This is a genomic window from Saccharothrix sp. NRRL B-16348, assembly GCF_001280085.1.
Lineage (GTDB): Bacteria > Actinomycetota > Actinomycetes > Mycobacteriales > Pseudonocardiaceae > Actinosynnema.
This window is the reverse complement of sequence record NZ_LGED01000136.1, coordinates 12400-29497: the sequence shown is the minus strand read 5'-3', so window position 1 is coordinate 29497 and position 17098 is coordinate 12400. Positions and strand designations below refer to the sequence as shown.

At 69.9% G+C, this 17098-nt stretch carries 12 protein-coding genes; 1 reads left to right on the top strand and 11 read right to left on the bottom strand.

Features of this window, described 5'->3' with window-relative positions:
* Nucleotides 1-232: 232 nt before the first annotated feature.
* The 3 genes from ADK67_RS14560 to ADK67_RS14550 all read right to left on the bottom strand — a co-directional run bounded on the left by ADK67_RS14560 (nucleotide 233) and on the right by ADK67_RS14550 (nucleotide 2571).
* Nucleotides 233-1189 carry a hypothetical protein gene (locus ADK67_RS14560; RefSeq protein ID WP_053716963.1) on the bottom strand — a complete coding sequence of 319 codons (957 nt, stop codon included), beginning with the start codon at nucleotides 1187-1189 and terminating at the stop codon, nucleotides 233-235.
* Between the two features lie 108 nt (nucleotides 1190-1297).
* Nucleotides 1298-1696 carry a hypothetical protein gene (locus ADK67_RS14555; protein WP_157620320.1) on the bottom strand — a complete coding sequence of 133 codons (399 nt, stop codon included), beginning with the start codon at nucleotides 1694-1696 and terminating at the stop codon, nucleotides 1298-1300.
* 203 nt (nucleotides 1697-1899) lie between these two features.
* Nucleotides 1900-2571 (bottom strand): Crp/Fnr family transcriptional regulator, encoded by a 672-nt coding sequence (locus ADK67_RS14550; protein ID WP_053716961.1) that lies wholly within the window; start codon nucleotides 2569-2571, stop codon nucleotides 1900-1902.
* 194 nt (nucleotides 2572-2765) lie between these two features.
* Between ADK67_RS14550 and ADK67_RS50825 the strand changes: the two genes are divergently transcribed.
* Nucleotides 2766-3008, top strand: coding sequence for a hypothetical protein (locus ADK67_RS50825; protein WP_157620318.1), 243 nt, complete (start codon nucleotides 2766-2768; stop codon nucleotides 3006-3008).
* Between the two features lie 235 nt (nucleotides 3009-3243).
* On the opposite strand, the gene ADK67_RS14545 is transcribed toward ADK67_RS50825, so the two are convergent.
* The 8 genes from ADK67_RS14545 to ADK67_RS14510 all read right to left on the bottom strand — a co-directional run bounded on the left by ADK67_RS14545 (nucleotide 3244) and on the right by ADK67_RS14510 (nucleotide 16917).
* Entirely contained in the window at nucleotides 3244-3507 is a 264-nt protein-coding gene (locus tag ADK67_RS14545; RefSeq protein WP_053716960.1) for a hypothetical protein, read from the bottom strand.
* Between the two features lie 101 nt (nucleotides 3508-3608).
* Entirely contained in the window at nucleotides 3609-5444 is a 1836-nt protein-coding gene (locus tag ADK67_RS14540; protein WP_157620316.1) for a hypothetical protein, read from the bottom strand.
* An 863-nt stretch (nucleotides 5445-6307) separates the two neighbouring features.
* Nucleotides 6308-6817, bottom strand: coding sequence for a hypothetical protein (locus ADK67_RS14535; protein WP_053716958.1), 510 nt, complete (start codon nucleotides 6815-6817; stop codon nucleotides 6308-6310).
* Between the two features lie 356 nt (nucleotides 6818-7173).
* Nucleotides 7174-8382, bottom strand: a complete 1209-nt coding sequence (locus tag ADK67_RS14530; RefSeq protein WP_231648186.1) for an MFS transporter — start codon at nucleotides 8380-8382, stop codon at nucleotides 7174-7176.
* 13 nt (nucleotides 8383-8395) lie between these two features.
* The gene (locus tag ADK67_RS14525) at nucleotides 8396-9676 is read right to left on the bottom strand and encodes a GGDEF domain-containing protein (RefSeq protein ID WP_231648185.1); all 1281 of its coding nucleotides are present in this window, start codon (nucleotides 9674-9676) and stop codon (nucleotides 8396-8398) included.
* Nucleotides 9677-10613: 937 nt separating this feature from the next.
* The gene (locus tag ADK67_RS48215) at nucleotides 10614-12782 is read right to left on the bottom strand and encodes a thiopeptide-type bacteriocin biosynthesis protein (RefSeq protein WP_063797606.1); all 2169 of its coding nucleotides are present in this window, start codon (nucleotides 12780-12782) and stop codon (nucleotides 10614-10616) included.
* Nucleotides 12764-13987: a lanthionine synthetase C family protein gene (locus tag ADK67_RS14515; protein ID WP_053716957.1), complete on the bottom strand. Its 1224-nt coding sequence runs from the start codon at nucleotides 13985-13987 to the stop codon at nucleotides 12764-12766. Before ADK67_RS14515 ends, ADK67_RS48215 begins: the two co-directional genes overlap by 19 nt.
* Nucleotides 13984-16917, bottom strand: a complete 2934-nt coding sequence (locus tag ADK67_RS14510; RefSeq protein WP_197289453.1) for a lantibiotic dehydratase — start codon at nucleotides 16915-16917, stop codon at nucleotides 13984-13986. Before ADK67_RS14510 ends, ADK67_RS14515 begins: the two co-directional genes overlap by 4 nt.
* Between the last annotated feature and the right edge of the window lie 181 nt (nucleotides 16918-17098).

Genomic DNA, 17098 nt, shown 5'->3' with positions numbered 1-17098 from the left:
TGGGGCGCACTCGGATGGCGTCCGCGGTGGGGTAAGGGGGCAAGCCGCAGCTTTTCCGCGGCTTGCCCCCGGCCCGACGCGGACGCAGAGTGCGCATGCCCCACCGGACGGGGATCCGCGCCCAGCTCCGTGCCCACTTCCTGGTCAGGGTTGGGTCACGAGAGCTGCTGCCGAACCCGAAGAGCGGGAAGCCCGGTGTTGCGCAGACCCGGAGGCGTGCGAGTGGACCGGATCAGCGCAAGCCCGTCCAGCGGCGGTGCAACTGCTGCCCGTCCTGGTTGAGTGTGATGCGGAAGACCTCACGTGGACCGTCGTCGGTCTGCACATGGAAGGCAGTTTCGCTGGAGAGCAGATGCGCTGCCGCGAGCAGCGCGTAGCCCCGAGCCTCTTCTCCGTCGATCGGTCGCCATGGTTCATCGGGGTCGTGGACGTAGATGGTCTGCTCACCCCAGCGGCGCACATACCGGCCGCTGGCGACCAGTTGCAGTGCCCGGTGCACGATCCACCGCGCCGGGGTATCGAACTCGCCGGAAGCATGGGTGAGCGACTCGGGACGGGGAAGCAGTTCGGCCTGAACGCCCGTGGGTCGCGTACGCCGCCGCGCGGTCTTGCGGATCGGTGGCGTCGGGGCGTCGGCGACGACGCCCCGACAGGAGACGCAGCGGTTGCGCGGCGACGCCGGGACGGCGCCCACGGCGGCGTCGACATCGAGGCCGCCGCACTGGGCACACCGGTACCCGACGTCGTCGACGTCGACTCCGGCACGCTCGCAGGCGGCGTGCGTGCCGCCGAACGCGATGGTCTCGGCGAGGCGTTCTGCGGCCTGGTGCTCGGCGAGCGTGGCCAACTCCGAGGCGCTACCTCGGTCGATCAGCGCTGCCAGCAGGCCGTTGGCATACCGTGCCAGGCCGGAGCGACGCAGTGGATCGCGACGCCCGCCGAGGAACAGCTCGAACCGGCCGGCCCGCCACGCCATCAGCGCATCCACCGACTGTCCGGCGATGCGCAGAGTGAGCCTGAGCGCCATCCCTGATCCGGTGTCCAAGTGCAGTGCCTCCACCCACAGGGTCGCCGAGAGATTCTCGGCGACCGCGCGGGCGAAGGTCATCGCGGGCACCTCGCCGGGCAGGTGCACTGCGGACATGTTGCTTTCGGTCCCATCTGGAACCGTGGCGTGCAGGTAATCCACGACGCCGCTCCTGGTGGGTGACGGTCACGGTGCGACCGTTGGACATTGCCATCGGATTTCGCGGTGCCGTAGTCGCCGCGTGCCGATGTGGACGAGGGCGTATTGATCTCACTCGGTGGCGCGCAACCGGTCGTCCCGGCAGCAGGAGTTGCCCACCCAGCCGTTGCGGCGTCGGTGTGCGGTGGCCGGCAGGACTTCCTCGCCGCAGAACATGCACACGCTCAACTCGACGTCGACGCCGTGATCGCGCAGCGTCTCGGCGATCTGTGCGTCAGTGGGGTACTCGCCGAACGACTCGTCCGTGAGCACTGCGCCGTCGGTGAGGCGTACCAGGTCGAAGGACCTGGCGGCGATGCCGTTCCAGATCAGTTCACGGACGACGTGCTGCTCTCCGAACACCTCGAACGGCGTGTGGTCGATTTCGCGGATCACGATGCTACCGGGTCGCGAGCTGTTTCCCATCAGAATCACAACTTTCGGGAGTGTGAGCGGAATGTCGAAGTGCATGAGAATGAGACGTACTCGCTCCTTGAGGTCCTCTTCGTCGTCGGGCCACCCGTCCTCACGGGTGGCGTCGGCGAACCTGTCATCTTCGGTTCTGCGGAATGGGTATGTGATTGGGCGTGGAGTGCTGCGGCGGTCTTCCGGCGCTCCGGGGTGGCTCGTTGCATCGGGCCACGTGTTCCGGGCGGGGTGTGCGCTCGACGCCGCTAGCGCGCCCGGTGGGCCAGCCGCTCTGGGTCGAGGAGCAGGACGCTCCGGCCGTCTTCCAGCCGCAGCCATCCCCGCTTGGTGAAGTCGGCGAGGGTCTTGTTCACCGTCTCGCGCGACGCGCCGACAAGCTGCGCGAGCTCATCCTGCGTCAGGTCGTGAGTGACCCGCAGCAGGCCGCCTGCCTGGTCGCCGAAACGTCCTGTCAGTTGCAGCAGGGTCTTGGCCACACGGCCGGGCACGTCGTTGGTGATCACGTCGGTCAGCACCGAGTTGGTCCGGCGCACCCGGCGTGCCAGGGACCGGAGCAGGTGCTCGGCGATCTCGGGCCGGGTGGTGATCCACTGCCGCAACGCGTGCCGGTCGATGCTCACCGTCTGCACTTCGGTCACCGTGGTGGCGGTGGACGTACGCGGCCCGGGGTCGAAGATCGACAGCTCGCCGAACATGTCGGATGGGCCGAGGAGATCGAGCAGGTGTTCCCGGCCGTCAGGCGACGTGCGGCCGAGCTTCACCTTCCCGGACTCGACGACGTAGAGCCGATCGCCCGGCTCGCCCTCGGCGAAGATCACGTGGCTGCGTGGGAACTCGACGACTTCTCCGGCGGCCTCGACGGCGGACCGCAACGGGTCTGCGGCGGAAAGGTAGGTGGCGGGTCGGGTAGCGGACATCGTGTAACTCCGGGAACGGTTGGTGTGGAGGGACGTGTGCTGGGGTGAGCACGTCCATGCGCACCGGGTCGGGAGACCTGTGGCGGACGCTGCTCAGCCGGTGGTTCGGTACGGAGCGGGCAACCCGCACCGGTGGGTGTTTGTGCCGTAGGTGCAGGGTTGGCCGATGCGCGGTGTTCCGCGGTGATCGACCGTTGTCCCTGGTCGTCGCGCGGCTGTCGATGATCGGCCGGTTTGCCGGTGCAACGTCTCGGCCGGGCGATGGCTGGGTCGGCGGCGGCGGTGGCGCGGCGGGGCGCGATATGGACATGGACGGCGAGCGCCTCGTGCTGGATGCTCGCGGTGTCGGCGGGCACGATCACCCGGCGCGACAGGAGTCGGCGACTGCTGTGTCGAGTTGGCCCGGACCGCCGTACTTCGAGTGGACTTCGCTGTAGCAGCGGCGGCACACCACTCCGATGCCGGACCCGGCACCTTTAGCACTGGTGTGGCAGCAGGGGTCAGCGGGATCAGGTACTCGGCGCCGTCTTGTGCCGAATCGGACTACTCGGATCGCCAAGGGGGATGAGCAGGTCTCCGTCGGCGTCGATGCCGCGGACGCGGCCGGCGATCACTGCGGGGGCGTGGACGCGTCGACCGTCGGTGAACAGTTGTTTCGCGGTGTCGCGAGGGTCAGTCGGTCTCGGCACGGTGGGGCCTTTCTGGTTCGGAAGCGGAGTGCGGCTGGTGGTGGGTGGCGATGCCCTCGCCCCACGCGAGTCGGCAGGCCGCGGTGTGTCCCACGGCGGCGGTGGCCTCGTCGGCGGCGTGGGTCCAGCCGTCGGCGTAGCCGGTGCTCCAGTCCGGCGAGCCGGGCTGTGGGGTGTAGTCGCCTCCGGTGCGGTAGTCGGCCCGACCGCGGGTGCGGCCGAAGTCGTAGTCGGACAGGTCGGTCACGGTCGGGTCCTGTTCTCGGGGCCGGTCGGGAGGTGATACGGACGCCGTCAGGCCCGCACCGGACGATTGGCGCGGGCCTGACGGGCGGAAGCGACGAGCGGTTACGCCGCCTGGGCGTCCTGGCTGTCGGCGGGGGTGAGGTGTGGCCACTTCTCGTGGTCCAGCTCGGGGTTGTTGACCAACCGCTCGACGTGCGAGAGGGGGTAGCCCAGCGTGGCGAGCAGCTCGAAGTAGAAGCGGGTGTCCTCGCTGGGGCGTCGCCAGCTGGAGTCGGCGTTCTTGTCGGTGTAGGCGAGGTCCCAGTGCTGCTCGCAGGCGCCGACGACCTGGGCGAGACGGATCAGCACGGCTTGGGGCTCGGTGGTGTCCTTCCTGCGCAGTTGCACCGTGATCGGGTGCAGCTCGCGCGGGTGGTCCTTCGGTTCGTCCAGCTTGAGCAGGGTGCAGGCGTAGCGGTGCAGGGGTGCGGCGTCGCTGAGGTAGTCGCCCGCCAGCACCTCGGCCAATCCGAGCCAGTGGTGCACCCGCGGCGGCAACACGATGTCCTTGGCCTTGGTCTTGCGCCACTCGGCGAAGTACCTGGCCAGCCACTCCCGGCGGTCGGCCTTGGCGTCACGCCAGAGCTGGTTGTTCTCCTTCGCACGCTTGCGCTCGCCGGCCTCGAAGGCGCTGTCGGGTGCCGTCCGTGCCGCCCGCGCGAAGCGCAGCACGTGCCCGTGGGCGATGTGGTCGGTGCAGACGTAGTGGACGTCCGGCTCCGGCCGGTCGTGGTCGTAGTCGATGTAGGCGGCGTGGCCGGGGCAGCCGGCGTGCGCCTCGGCGGTGAACGGGTGCTCGGCCTGCTCGTCGGGGAGCAGGTCGTCCAGTTCGGCCACGTCGTCGGCCTCGGGGTCGACGATCGGCACACCGGCGGCGTGCAACCGCGCCTCGGCCTCGGCGATCTTCACCGAGGCGATCGTGCGGTGACCGTGCTCCGTGGCCTGCACGCAGAAGTGCGTGACTTCCACCTGCATGTCGCGGTCCACCCAGACGTCGACCGCACGTCCGGGGCAATCGGCGTGGTCACCCGGGTCGAGCGGGGTGGTGTTCTCGCCGTCGCACAGCTGGTCCACGCGGGCGGTGTCCTCGGGCAGGTCGTGTTCGTCCCCGACGATCATGTAGCCCAGCTCGGTGAACCGCGTCACCTCCTCGACCAGCTTGGCGCGCTGCTCCCGCTCACGCCGTAGTTGCCCGAGAGTCCATTCGAAGTTGCGGGGATCGCGGGTGAGGACCTCCAGCAACTTCTGGTGGGCCTGCTCGTCGCCGTCGAACTCCGCCAGTTGCGCCAAGGCGAGCAGGTCGGTGTCGGGCAGGGCCTCGCTGGCGGCGCGCGTGCGCGGGTTGGCCGCGACCGCGAGCCCGGCCCGTACGCGCTCGGTCTTGCGGGACAGGGTCTGTGCGATCGCGTCGGTGTCCAGGCCGGTCAGGGACAGCTGCTCGTAGAGACCGGCTTCCTCGGCCTGGGTGTAGCCCTCGCGGTGGATGTTCTCGATGCCCTGGGCCACCAGCACGTCCTGCCGGGTCGTGCCGGGCGCGTGGACCAGGACGTCGATGAGCAGGTCGGGGTTCTCCAGTTCCTTGACCGCGACCGCGGCGGCGGTGCGGTGGAAACCCACCAGCACACGCAACACGCCATCCATCGGGTCGGGGGCGACGTTGACGATCGAGACCATCGGGTTCAGGCCGTGCTCGGCGACCGAGGCCACCAGCTCGGGCCGCTTCAGGCGGATGTCGCCGACCTCGCGGGTGTTGCCCTGCGCGCGCAGGGCACGCGGGTCGACCCCGTGCTGGAGGTACGGGTAGGTCCGCTCGATCTCGGTACCTGCCGACCCGACGACGCTCGTGGCGTCGGCGTGGGCTGAGTCGTCGATAGTGTCGCGCTCGGCGACAACGTTCATGGTCATTGTGGAAGCTCTCAATCCAGGTTGTGCGGGCATGACGGTGCCCTGATACGGATTCGGAATACGTTGTTGTCAAAGAAAGAGTTGCGCCCTCGTGGAGGCTGTGGCCGCCGACCGGGGCCGGTGGTGCGCCCGCCGCGATGCTCCGCGAGGGGTTGGGGTGTCCAGCGCTTTCTGCTGGACACCCCAACCCCTGCGGTGCACGCTGGGCGGCGCACACCGGGCCGGACGGCGTGCACGGCCCTGATCAAGCCACTGAGTGCAGGACCTGGTCACAGGCCTTCCGACACGATGGGGGTCAGGAGTCGGCCGACCGAAGAGCAGCCAGCCGGTCAGCTCGGGCGAACCGACGGTGGTGACGGTGGCGGTGGTGCCTTCGTCCGCGTCGAAACCGCCGCGTCGAGGGCGGTACGGCTTGATGTGGGTCTTGCCGACGGTCTCCCCGTCGGCGAGACGGTCCCGACCGCGGCCGGTGCCGCCGTCCTCTCGTCCGGGTGACCACCGGCGCCTGTGGGAACCGGAAGGCCGCCGGAGTGCGAATGCCGCCGCACACGGCGATGGCACCGGCCAGGCCCCACGGGTCGTCGATCCTGCTGTCCCTGTCCTCGATCAACCTGTTCGCCAGAACCTTGGCGTCGCTTTCCAAATCCGGCGGGACGCGCTCGCCTGGCGCCGGCTGCGGGAGAAGAGGCAAGCCCTCAGGTGTCGTTCCTATGGGCTTGCCCGTCCGACCGGCGGGGCGCAGCGTGCGCGGCGGTCCGCCGGATCGTGGGCGTCGGGATCGAAGGGTGGAGGTCCGCTGAGTCGTGCGGGGACTGCACGATCAGGCGGTGATGCGGCGCTCGGCCATGCAGCACCGGTCAGGCGGGCACGATCAGCGTCGCCTCGCGCGCCAACGCGTCGGCGATGCGGCGCAGCGTGTCGAAGCCGGGCTCGGGGTGAACAGTGGTTCCCCTGTCGCCATAGATCGAGGTGCTGCTGTGCCAGTTCGAGGGATCGTTGTTCACGACCTCCGTCCACTCACGAGCGGCCGTGAGCACCTCGGCGACGGCGAACGACTGCTCGGCGTAGCTGTCCCGCTGGGTGCGTACCCGGAAGGTGTGCTCGCCGCGGCGGTAGAAGCGGACCAGGGTGTAGCGGTGGCGGTCCGCGTCGCTTCCGAGGGTCTCGTGGAACTGGACGAGTTCGCCGGGCGATTCGAGCCAGCCGAGGATGGCGCACATTGCGCCGAAGACGTGACCCGAACGGTGGTCCGGGTCTTGCTCGTGGTAGTCGGTTTGCTCCTTTTCCCAGTTGTGCCCGATGACGGCTTCGATGAATGCGACGATCTCAGGTGGGGCGATCCTGGCGGATTGCTGGTCAAACGACATGGGCCTTCTCCGTATCGACATGACGGTGGACGCCCCGTCGACTCGATGGCTGGTAGCCGCTGATTCGCCTGGTCGAGCAACCGACTCGCTTCTCAATGAGGAGCGGCCTATCAGGGTGGTCGAATCGGCTGGCAAAGCCGCCTTGTCGGTGGGGCACACGCGGAAGGCGGCGCCGTCAGCCCGCAGAGGCAAGCCATCTTTTCGGCTTGCCTCTGCGGGCTGCGGTGCCGCAGAGTGTGCCGCACCCACCGACAAGGCGGCGGACGGCCGGTTCGGCCAATCAGAGTATTGTATGGATCCAATTACGAAATATAGCTGGCAGCGCTCCAGAAGTGACGCGCCCTCCGGCCGCGAGGTCAGGTTCGGGGCTGAAGCGTTCGCCACCGCCCTGCCAAGAGCGTTGCGGCCACGACACCGACAACACCCGCTGCGCCGGTGACGACGTGCGGGTCGACAAGTTCGGCGGCAAGGCCGCCGAGGGTGACACCGGCGCCTTGGGCGGCCTGCATCGCGGCGACGGCGAAGCCGATGGCCTGGCCGCGGTGGGCCTCGGGTGCGCGTAGCACGAAGGTCGGCTGTGCGACGACGTGGTAGCTGGACGCGGCGCCGGACAGCACGAACAGCCCCACGACCACGGGTAGCGGCGGATCGAACAGACAGCCCAGCAGCGGTACGCCGGTACCCATGGCCAGCAGCGGCATCAACCGGAGCTGAACCGGCTCCGCCAGGACCGCCACGGCAAGGGACGCCGCGGCACAGCCGGCGGAGTAGGCAGCGAACAGCAGGCCCACGGTCGCCGGCCCGCCACCGAGATGCGCGGAATAGGAGGCAGCCAAGGCTTCGCCGACGATGTAGGTCCCGGACAGCGCCGCGTAGCCGACGAGAACCAGCAGATGCCGGTCGCGCCACACCACGCCCGCGCCGGCACGAATCCGTTCCCACCACCCGAGCGGCTGGGAACCCCTCGTGGCGATCGACGGCACGAACAGTACGACCAGCAGCGCGGAGGCGGCGAAGGTGGCGGCGTCGGTCAGGAGCGCTCCGCCGGGGCCGATGGCGGCGACCAGGATGCCGCCGGCGGCGAATCCCAGGATCTGCCCAAGTTGGGTGACGGTGGACAGAGCGGCGACCCCGGTGCGCATCACGGCCGGATCCGGTATCAGCGCCGGGAGCAGTGCCGAACGCGCCGGCACGGCCGGGGCTCCGGCCAGCTGGACCACGACCAGCAGTACGCACACCACCTGCCAGGGCAGGCCGAGCCAGGCCATGAACGCGACCACGGCCGCCCGGACGAGGTCGGCGACGATCATGACGGTGCGCCGCAGATACCGGTCGGCCAGCCCCGCCAGGAGTGGACCGCCGATCAGCGCGGGCAGGAAGGTGAGCGCATAGGCAAGGGCTGACCAGGCGGGCGAGCCGGTTCGGTCGTAGACCAGCACGACCAGCGCGACGCGGGCGAGCTGATCGCCGACCACCGAGATGACGTGGGCGGTGAACAACGCCCGGAACGCTCCGAGGGCGAACGCCGCCCGGTACCCGGTCCTGCCGTGCGAGCCTTCCACCACGGGATGTGTTTCCTCAGGCCGCGCCGACGCCGGCGAGCCGGACCTGGTCGCGTCCGCTGTTCTTGGCTTCGTAGAGGGCGGCGTCGACCGCGAGCAGCACGTCGGCCACCGTGGCGGCCGTGGTGGGGAAGGCCCCCGCTCCCACCGACAGCGTCAGGTCGGCGACGACGACCTCTTGGCCGGTGTGGTCGCGAGTGGTCACCCGCAGCACCGAGACCATCGCCCGGATTCGTTCCGCCGCTGCCGCCGCTCCGGTGGTGTCGACGCCGGGCAGCAGCACGGCGAACTCCTCGCCACCCCAGCGGCCGACGAGGTCGGTACCGCGCACGGCACGGCGGATGGCGTCGGCCACTGCGCGCAGCACATCGTCCCCGGCCGGGTGGCCGAAGCGGTCGTTGATGCGTTTGAAGCGGTCGAGATCCAGCATCAGCACGCCGACCGGGCCGGCGAGTCGGCGAGCGCGTTCGAGTTCGGCGGAGGCTTGGTCGTGCCACCACTGCGCCGACACCAAGCCGGTCTTGCCGTCGGTGCGGGCCGCCGCGCGGAACTGCGGCAGCAGCAGACCCAGGTGCAGCGCGAGGATGGTGACCAGCAGCAGCGGCGCAGTCCACGGTTGGTGCACCATGACCACGGTCACCGCATAGCCCAGGCCGATGGCGGCGGCGATGAGCAGCTGGTCCGACGCCGGGCCGAGCGCCTGGTGCGCGGGCTTGTCGGGATTGGTGGCGATGATCGCGCCGACCACCAGCGCGTAATTGACCAGCCGGTAGATCAGCCCCGCCAGCACCAAGGCGACCACGCCGCGCGGCCCTCCCAGCGTTGCGACCAACGGCTGGCCGGGGTCGACAGCGGGGTAGAACGCGGCCAGCACCAGCGTCGCCCCGGCGGTGGCCAGCAGCACGGTGCAGGCGGAGAACAGCTTGCGGTGGGCCACCGCGCGGCGGCGGAAGACCCGGTACCACTCGTGAGTGAAACTGACGGCGATCAGCACCGCTTGCAGCGGTACGGGCAGCAGCAGCACCCCGGCGAAGAACCAGACGCTTTGCAGGTGGGTGTAGGGGGTGCCCTCTGCGGCGAGCTCGCGGATCCGCTCGATGCCCTGCGCGGCTTCCAGGTGGATGACCGAGGCCACCACGAGCACGCCCAACCACGTCCACGACCACGTCGAGATCGGGGTAGCCAGAGCGGTGGCGAGCAGGACGGCGTACGTGAGCACCTGAACGGTGACCACGTACGCGAGCACGCCGCCGGGCAGCGACCATAGAGCCCAACGGCGTGGGTCCAGCCGACTCACGCTCTACCCCCGATCCCTCCACAGAGCACTCGACTGTAACCAGCAGGTCACGCAATGTCAGGGGCTGGTCGGGGGACATGACCAGGGCTTACCCGTAACCGTCAGGGAGATCACCATGATCGACAACCTCACGTCCCCCCGCACCGGCCGCCCCAGCGAGTGGACCCGCAGGACCAGCCGCCCCAGCGAGTGGCGAGGCTGAGTACTACGCGAGCACCCGCCGTCCTGGTCCGGGCGGCGGGATGCGCTCGTTCGTCCCTCGAAGGTGAGTCCACGTTGTGACGACCATGCGGTTCACCCGTTGAAGCGACTGGACGGGGCCGCGCACTCGTACGAGGGGATCTCGTCTCGGGACTGCGCGGCTCGAACCGCGACCACCAGCCATTGGCCTCGAGCGTTCCGTTCGAGGCTCACCCTGACGTAGCGCCCGTCGAACCGGCCTTGCTCGGTCAGTTCGACGCCCAGACCGGTGCGATGTGCACAGGTCCTCTCGAAGAAGATCGACGCCGCCGGATCCGCAGTATCCGAACGATGGTCGCACCGTCCTTCGCTGGTCAACCGATCCCGGAACCGTTGATCGGCCAGGTCGCATATAGCTCCGTCGCCAACGGCATAGCGTTTGACGAAGTCGATGCCGACGTCGGTCGGCGACTTGTCCGTCCTGCTTCGGACTTGTCGCCATCGGACGCGATCGCCATCACCAGAATGGCCACGGCAACTGCGGCGACACCGGCCACAATCCATGACAGAATTTTCTGAGTCGGTTGCCGCCGTTCCACGTCGCCCCCATTGTGCGTGCCAAATGACAACGAACACTTACCATACCCTTGTCGGATGGCGCGCGTCGTTTCGTATTATCTGTGGCCGGCTCTGCTCATCAACACTTGACTTTCAACGAAGCGTAGAGCTGTGCAAGGTGCCGAGCGCTATGCCGTCGTCAGCGTTCAGGTTCAAGGAGGGCGTGTTTTAGGACACTGGCAGCTTGTTCGGTGGCCGTATGCAACCGGTCTCGAAGGTCTTCGGGGATCGTTCCCTGCCGTAGTCCGGCTGATGCGATGAGGTTGTTCAGCGCCCCTACATGGTGTGATGGCGGAGATGGTCTGTTGGCGGCGTCGTCGAGCACTTCGCGGGCCGCGTAGGCGCTGCCGGACCGGTGAGCGTCTTCTGCGGCTTCGGCGCGCAGGAGGCTGGCCTCGCGCTGGTGGGTTGTCGCGGCGAGGTGTGCGGCTGCAAGGCCGATCCGGACACGGAACATGGTCATGACCGAGTCGGCTGCTGCTGTCCGGGCGGCTTGGACGTTGGTGATCAGCGTGTTCGTCGTGGTCGGGTCGTGGTGTCCCGTGTTGATGTCCGTGTACGCGCGAAGGCAGGAGGCGATGGCGCGGTGCCACGGGTGGGTGGTCGTGGCGGTGTCGATGAGGCGGAGCGCGCCATCGCGGTGTCCCGCGCGGGCGAGGGCGATGATGCGGGTCTGGCGTGCTTCGTGCAGCAGCTCCGGCGTGTCGTCGTAGTTGGAGGCGTGGTCCGCCGCCTTCTCCCAGTCGCCTGCGGCGACGAGCGCGCGAGTGCCGTCTTCCCGCAGTGTCCGAAGTAGCCATGCCTCGACGGGGCTGCGGTCGCCGCCGGGGGCGATGAATGCGTCGAATGGGATCGTCTGGCCGGCGATGTCGACGGTGCCGCCGGAGCGGACGGCGTGTTCGATCTGGGCGAGAGTGTCGTAGGCGTGTTTGGGTTCGCCGGTGCGCTGGGCCAGTCGTGCGAGGTTCACCAGCGGTTGCAGGCTGGCGATGGCGGGGCGGCCGGACAGCGGCCATGACTGGTGGAAGACCTCGAACTGTGCGACGCAGAGATCCTTGGCCAGGTCGAGCATGTCGCAGTCGGCGGCGATGAGGGCGGCGAGGTTCCAGGCCGCGGCTGCGGCGTTGATGCGTTTGTCGGCGTCGCCGTGGTGGGCGCTGTTGGCGGCGTGTTCTTCGACGAGTCCGACGCGCGCGGGCAGGTCGCCGCAGAACTGGCGGCCCTGATGGATCAGCGGAAAACGGATGATGGCCTGATCAACGCTCCGCGCGGGTACCGGGGTTGCTGAGGCTGGGGGCGAGTTTGAAGGCCGTGGCGCGGCGGGGTGGTCGGTGGAGCCGAGGATGGCGTGGCGGGCTGCGTGGGCGAGGATCGCCTGGGTGCGGGCGTCGAGCCCGAGGCGGTTCCAGTGGAAGATCACGTGGTAGCTGAGGACATCGCGAAGTCCTCGCGTGAGATGTCCGGTGCGGTTGGCGTCGGCAAGATCGCGGCCGGTGGCACGGAACGCCGCCGCCCAGCCGACTTGCGCGGACAGCGGCCCGTCTGTGTTGAACAAGGGTCCGCCGGGGGCGGTATCGGCGAGGGTGAGGGTTCTCAGTTGCCCGGCCATCGCGGCGATTCTGTCGTTGTCGATGTCGGCGGGCAGGGGTCGCTCGGCGCTGACGCGGTCCCAGACGTCGCCGCGTTCGTACCATTCCAGTGCGGCGCCGTCGCGCATCAGCGTTCCGCACAGCAGGACCGACAGTTCTCGACGTCCCAGCCCGGGTTTACCGGCCGCCGCGAATTCCAGGACACCGCGGCTGTCCGCGCTGAACAGGCGGTGTCCGGCGTCGATGGCGCTCGGGCCGCCGAATGCGGCGGTCTCGGCTTCGTACAGGCCGGGCCACCAGGCGTCGACGTGGCCGGCTGCGATGAGTTCGTCGAGCGTGGTCGCGAGTTCGGTGATTGCGTCGTGCCCGTGGGCGGGGAGCAACCGTAGTCGCCAGCACGGGTGTTTGCGCATGAACCACCACTGGGTAATCGCGCCGCTCTGTTCGGTGCGAGTCAGTGCCGGCAGCAGGTGGCTCGCCGTGATGTCCTCGGCGCGGGTCCAGTCCTGGAAGCGGATGTAGACCTGTTGCCAGGAGTCGGCATGTCTCGCGGAGAGGGCGTCGTGGCCAGCCTGTCGGTAGATCGTCGCGGCGGCTGTCAATTCGTCGGGGTCGAGGCCGGACATCTCTGCGGTGGTGTCGAGGTCGTCGCCAGCCAGGACGCGCCAGATGGCGGCTTCGGCCGGGGAGGACGCCCAGGTCAGTCGATCAGCAGGCATGCGTCCCATCCGGAGGTCGGAGCGGTGTCGGTGGCGGCGGTGTGCAGCGCCAGGGCGATTCCGGCGGTCCCGTTGAGCAGGCCGGGCCCGTGTTCGTTCGGTCGTGCGGATGCGGCGAGCAGCGCGTCGGCCAGGCGCGGCACCTGCTCGCTCAGGGCGGGGGTGGCGGCGTCGGCGGCGGCGCGCCAGAGGGTTTGGAAGGTGCCCGCGACGCCGTGGCAGAGCCCGGCGTCGGTGAGCCGCGCGAGCTGGGTGTCGTCGCTGAGGCACGCCAGCAACGCGCGCTCGTAGCGGTCTTGGAGCGCGTTGTCGCCGAGGGCAATGGCGGCCAGTTGTCCGGCGCGGGCGATGCCGGGGGTGCCGTAGCACCAGCTGGGCCGGGTTGGCCCGGTCTGCTGGGTGCGCCCGGTTCGCAGTTCTGTGATGTCGACGTGTTCGGGCCACCAAGGCGCGTCACCATCAAGGCGCTGCCAGTGGTCCAGCCAGCGGCTGATGTCGGTGATCGCCTGGTGCTGTCCGTCGACGGTGATGCCACGACGAGCGGCTTGGGCGAGCAGCGCCAGCGGACCGGCGATGCCGTGTGATGCGCCGAGGTTGGCGTGGCCGCGGTGTCCCGGCGGTGTTTTGCGGTGCGGGTCGTGGCCTACCCACCAGCCGGGAAGGACCTCGTCGCCGACGGTCAGCGGCCGGGTGAGCGCGACCAGGTAGTGCAGGATCTGTTCCAGGGCGCTGCCACCGGGATCACGTCGCAGGAGCAGCGCGCCGAGTCCGGACAGGCCGGAGAAGATGTCGTATTCGGCGAAGGTGGCCGGTCGCGCGGTGTCGATGCGGGCCAGGGCGGTGCGGGTGCGGCGGTGGGCGAGCCTGGCGATGGGGGCGTCGAGGTCGGCCAGGCCGGTGCGGTAGCGGTCGCTGGTGCCGGCGGCGGCGTCCAGGACGAACACCAGGGCCGGTGCGCCGAGGAACAGGGCGGCGGAGTCGTGGTCGCTCAGGTGCGTGTCGGCGGCGTCGCGGATGTGGGTGTGTGCGGTTCGCCAGTTGTCGAGTCCTGACCTGGCTCGTTCGATGTGGGCCAGGGCGATTCCGGCGCTGCCGGTGGCGAGGTTCTGTGCGGCCCAGTCCTGTCCCGGTGTTCTCGGCGGCGGGGTGTGCAGGAGCTGGGCGTGGTGTTCGGCGGCGGCGGCGAGGTCGGTGCTCATGGTCATCGGGACGCTCCGCGATGGGCTTGCTGGCGCAGGGCGAGAGCTCGGGCCAGGCGGCCGGTGATGGCTTCGGAGTCGGGGTAGGCGCCGATGGCGCGCAGGTGGTGTAGGTGCAGCAGCGGCCCGAGCACGCTGATCGGGTCTCGTTGCTCGGACAGCGCTGTGGCATAGCCGGCCATCGCTTCTGCTCGCAGGCTCCAGGCGTGGATTACGGCTTGGCCGGCCTGGGTGTCGGCCAGCGGGCCGAGGCGGTCGGCCAGGGCGATGGTCTGGTCGCGCAGTTCGGGGTTGAGATGGCCGCTGGTCTGGGCGATCTCGTGCAGTAGCCACGCCCGCCCGCCGGCCGGGTCACCGGCCATGGCCGTGGTGAGGTCGAGGAAGCTGGCTGCGGTGATGGTTTGGGGGCGCAGTCCGGCGACTCGGGTGGCTCGGATCTGGGCGGCGGCGGCGGCCGAGTCGGCGGCGAAGCCGAGCAGTGCGGCGTCCAGGGCGGCGCCGTGGCCGTAGCGCCCGGTCGGCGGCTGCCAGTCGGCGATGGACAGTCCGGAGACCAGGTGGTCGCGGTGCAGTCGTCGCGCCCAGGCCGCGGTGTTCTCGGCGGCGTCGGAGAACAGCTGCGGGTCGGCGATGCGCAGGAAGATCGCGAGATGCTGGCCGGCGCGATGGTCGCTGAGGTCTCGGTGGCGGTGGAACCACCAGGCCGGCGGGTTCGGGCCGAAGGAGTCGAGAAGGGCCGGCAGGTGGTCGATGATGATCTCGTCGAAGCGCTCGGGGTGGGCGTGCAGGCGCAGCCCGAGGATCGGTGATGCTGCCGGGAGATGGAGGTCGGCGGCACCCACAACGGGCGGCAGGGTTGTGATGCGCGTCGCCGTCTGGGTCGGGGCCTGGGTGCGGGACAGGATCAGTAGCACCTCGTGCGCGCGGCCGATCCAGGCCAGCTCGTCCGGGGCGGCGCACTCGCGCAGCTCCACGCGGCCGCCGCGCTCCAGACGTGCGCGCAACAGCATCCTGTGCGCACGGTGCCGCAGGTCGATCGGCTGAACGCGGTCGTGGTCGACCATGGCGACGTGGTCTGGGACCCGCCAGCGCGCCAGCCAGCCGGACAGCTCGGCGTCCCACAGTTCCGCGCCGGCACCACGGGCGGGTAACTGATCGGCTCTGATCTGCCAGCGGGCCGGCGACAGGATGGTGCGCCGGTAGCGGACGCGCGGCAGGAAGGGCAGCGCGCCGGCCGGGCCGAACGCGAAGGTGCCGTAGGTCGGAAAGCACGCGGTGGCGACTTCGGACAGGAACCGGGCCAGCGGCGCGGTGTGGTTGGCGGCCTCCAGCGCGCTCGCGACGTACGGGATGACCCGATTGCCGGTGGAGATCTGGATCAGGTGAAGGTCCGGACCGTCGGCGGTCACCGCGAGATCGGCCAGGTCGATCACGCCCGGACCGGGTGCGCGGTGCTCGGCGATCGGGATCACGACCGGGGCGAGCATGCCCGTGCGGGCGACGTTCTCACTGCGCCGCCAACGCGGGGCGAAGGACAGTTGCGCCGTGACGGTGTCCGGCCCGGTGCCCTCGAAGGTGCGGCGGATCTCGGCGAGATCGGTGTCGGGAAGGAGGTGGGCAGTCCTTCCGGCCATGCTGCCGGCCGGACGCGGGGTGCCGGTCAACTCCAGCACGAACCTCCCGGCGGACATGTCCTCCGGACAGCCGGCGCGGATGGTGAAGGCGACTTCTGTGCGCGCCGGCAACCGCTGCGGGTCGAGGGGCGCGCTGGCCAGGTGTTCGACGAGGTCGGCGGTGAGGACGATCTCGCCGCCGGTCATGGTCGCCTGCTGGACCAGGGCCAGCAGCTTGTCATCGCGCTCGGACATCTGCCGGGTTCCGCGTTCGCGTCCGGAGCCGATGTAGCCGGCAGGCAGCCCCAGCCCACTGTCTGCGACCAAGTCCAGGACCGGGACCAGTGCGCCGGTGCCGTACCTGGCTCGAAACGCGGTCTGGTATTCCCTCCAGGGCGGATACCCGCCCAGGTGGGGCGAGAGTCGGTACAGCACAGCCACCGCGTCACGGGCCTCGCGCGCCACCGCCTCGGGCAGTACTGCCTCGCAGTCGGCGATCGTGTCGACCAGCAGCGGCGTGCGCTCCGCCGGGGTGATCGCCGTCATCCGGTCGGCCACCCCCGGCGGCACGGCAGCGAACACGCCGCCGGTCAGTGTGTCGTGGATCCCGTACAGCCCGGCGACCAGCTCCGCGATCTCCGGGATGTCGTCGGCGTCGGCAGCGCGAAGCACGTCGCACACCGCGCCAAGCGCGTCGGGTTCCGTCATCGGTATGCGCAGCCCGGTGATCAGAAACTGCTGGTCGACCAGGCCGTACAGGATGGTGCCGATCTGTGCGGAGGTGGCCGTCGGGAACCTGTCCGCCAGCTGCCGGCGCAGGTTGTCGAAGGTGATCGGCGTAGAGGCGGCCTCCAGCGCCGTGACTGCGGGACGCGTGGCGCGCACCGAGACCTCCGTGAGCGCTTCGGCGCTCGGGGAGTCATCCGGCGGCAGGCCGGGCGCGACCAGTCGTCCGCCCCGCACGCAGATCGCGTTGTTCGCGACCACCGGCAGCCGCTCCAGCAGATCCCGGCACCGGTGCAGCCTCGCCGTCACGTCGGCGAGCCAGCCGCCGTCCACCCGGACCGACAGGCGGTGCCCGGTCCCGGTCCGAACCTTGGCCTGGCCGCCGATCCTCACCGGCCCGATACCGGCGAGCGGCCCCAGTGGCGTCGGGCGCCGCTGCCAGCGCAGCAAGTAGGCCGCCAGCGCGGTGGCGGCGCGACAGACCTGGGAGGCGTCGCGGCAGGGGTCGGCGACGATGGCATCGATCCGGCGGCACAGTGCCGGGCTGACCGCAGAGAGCGCGGCACGGATGTCGTCGCGGTCCCACACCCGCGCCATCCACGCCACCGACGACGACGCGTCGGAAAGGTCGAGTTCATCCGGCAGGTCCAGGCCGCCGGGGTCGGTGCTGACCCGCAGCAGTCCTACGCCGCCCCACTGCCACCCTGCTGCCAACCCCACGATCGTCCCCTCGATCCGATGTCGACCGAACTCCTCCCGGCCGCCGGAGGAGTCCGCC

Excerpts from the sequence above, each read along its gene's own strand:
- ADK67_RS14555 (WP_157620320.1), bottom strand. The coding sequence starts at position 1,696 with ATGCACTTCGACATTCCGCTCACACTCCCGAAAGTTGTGATTCTGATG.
- ADK67_RS14550 (WP_053716961.1), bottom strand. The coding sequence starts at position 2,571 with ATGTCCGCTACCCGACCCGCCACCTACCTTTCCGCCGCAGACCCGTTG.
- ADK67_RS14540 (WP_157620316.1), bottom strand. The coding sequence starts at position 5,444 with ATGAACGTTGTCGCCGAGCGCGACACTATCGACGACTCAGCCCACGCC.
- ADK67_RS14535 (WP_053716958.1), bottom strand. The coding sequence starts at position 6,817 with ATGTCGTTTGACCAGCAATCCGCCAGGATCGCCCCACCTGAGATCGTC.
- ADK67_RS48215 (WP_063797606.1), bottom strand. The coding sequence starts at position 12,782 with ATGCCTGCTGATCGACTGACCTGGGCGTCCTCCCCGGCCGAAGCCGCC.
- ADK67_RS14515 (WP_053716957.1), bottom strand. The coding sequence starts at position 13,987 with ATGACCATGAGCACCGACCTCGCCGCCGCCGCCGAACACCACGCCCAG.
- ADK67_RS14510 (WP_197289453.1), bottom strand. The coding sequence starts at position 16,917 with ATGGCGCGGGTGTGGGACCGCGACGACATCCGTGCCGCGCTCTCTGCG.